Annotated in this window: 2 protein-coding genes; both read left to right on the top strand. The window is 33.6% G+C overall.

The window, feature by feature from the left end; translation table 11 throughout:
- Positions 1-100: 100 nt before the first annotated feature.
- Positions 101-505: an IS200/IS605 family transposase gene (gene tnpA / locus AEQ18_RS02345; protein WP_054114765.1), complete on the top strand. Its 405-nt coding sequence runs from the start codon at positions 101-103 to the stop codon at positions 503-505.
- Positions 506-521: 16 nt separating this feature from the next.
- Entirely contained in the window at positions 522-1,664 is a 1,143-nt protein-coding gene (tnpB, locus tag AEQ18_RS02340; RefSeq protein ID WP_054114764.1) for an IS200/IS605 family element RNA-guided endonuclease TnpB, read from the top strand.
- Position 1,665: the final 1 nt, after the last annotated feature.

The following is a 1,665-nucleotide window of genomic DNA, read 5'->3' as shown; positions in this document are numbered from 1 at the left end:
GGTTACCGTTGGTAGCTCGAAAACCGACAATTAGGGCATATTGCCTTTTATTTTTTTCTTATGTTATAATCAGTCTATATAAGAAATGAGCTGATATAACATGGAATTAGATACAAATAATCATTCAGTATTTCTTCTTCATTACCATCTTGTTTTAGTAACAAAATATCGTAGGCAAGTGATTGATGATGAAATATCTGATTATGCTAAAGCAACTTTTGAAAGAATTTCAAAAGCGTATCATATTACTTTAGTTGAGTGGAACCATGATAAAGACCATATTCACATGATGTTCAAAGCTCAACCAAAGACAGAATTGACAAAATTCATTAACGCCTATAAAAGCGCCAGTTCACGTTTAATAAAACGCGACTTTCCAAGAGTCAAACAGTTTCTTTGGAAAGAAATGTTTTGGTCTAAAAGCTTCTGTCTTTTGACAACCGGTGGTGCACCAATCGATGTCATAAAGAAATATATTCAGAATCAGGGGAACAATCATAAATAGAAAGCAGGGAAGCCTTATGGAACGACTAAAAGCATACAAATTTAGATTATATCCAACAGAAGAACAAGAGATTTTCTTTGCCAAATCGTTTGGTTGTGTCCGTAAGGTCTACAATCTCATGCTTGATGACAGAAAAAAGGCGTATGAAGAAATGAAGAATGATTCTTCTAAAAAGATGAATTTTCCAACACCAGCTAAATACAAGGAAGAATTTCCGTTTTTGAAAGAAGTTGACAGTCTTGCTTTAGCTAATGCTCAACTCAATTTGGATAAGGCATATAAGAATTTCTTTCGGGATAAATTCGTTGGATTTCCACGCTTCAAAAGCAAGAAAAATCCTGTTCAGAGTTATACAACAAATAATCAAAATGGCACAGTTGCTTTGATTGAGAATAAATTCATCAAAGTTCCTAAATTGAAATCCTTAATCAGAATTAAACTTCATAGACAACCAAAAGGAATTATCAAATCTGCTACACTATCACGTCATTCTAGCGGTAAATACTATGTTTCTTTGTTATGTAAAGAAGAAGTTAGCGAGCTACCTAAATCTAATTCTGCAATAGGTATTGACCTAGGTATTACGGATTTTGCGATTCTTTCTGACGGTCAAAAATATGATAATAATAAATTCACGTCTAAAATGGAAAAGAAATTCAAACGTGAACAACGCAAGTTGTCAAGACGTGCATTATTAGCTAAACAGAAAGGTATCAATCTGTTTGAAGCTAAAAATTATCAAAAACAAAAGCGAAAAGTGGCTAGATTACACGAAAAAGTAATGAATCAACGTACTGACTTTTTGAATAAGTTGAGTACAGAAATTGTCAAAAACCACGATATTATCTGTATTGAAGACTTAAATGCAAAAGGTATGTTACGAAATCATAAACTAGCAAAAAGCATTTCTGATGTGTCTTGGTCTAGTTTTGTAACTAAACTACAATACAAGGCTGACTGGTACGGACGTGAAATCATCAAAGTAGATAAATGGTTTCCATCTAGTCAACTTTGTTCAGAGTGTGGACATAAAGATGGCAAGAAATCTCTCGAAATTCGAGAATGGACTTGTCCTATTTGTCGTGCTCATCATGACCGAGACATCAACGCTAGTATCAATATTCTGACCGAAGGTCTAAGAATAAAATCGTTAGCTTAGA

The organism is Enterococcus sp. RIT-PI-f, from assembly GCF_001297065.1.
GTDB lineage: Bacteria > Bacillota > Bacilli > Lactobacillales > Enterococcaceae > Enterococcus_D.
This window is presented reverse-complemented; position numbering and strand designations above follow the sequence as displayed.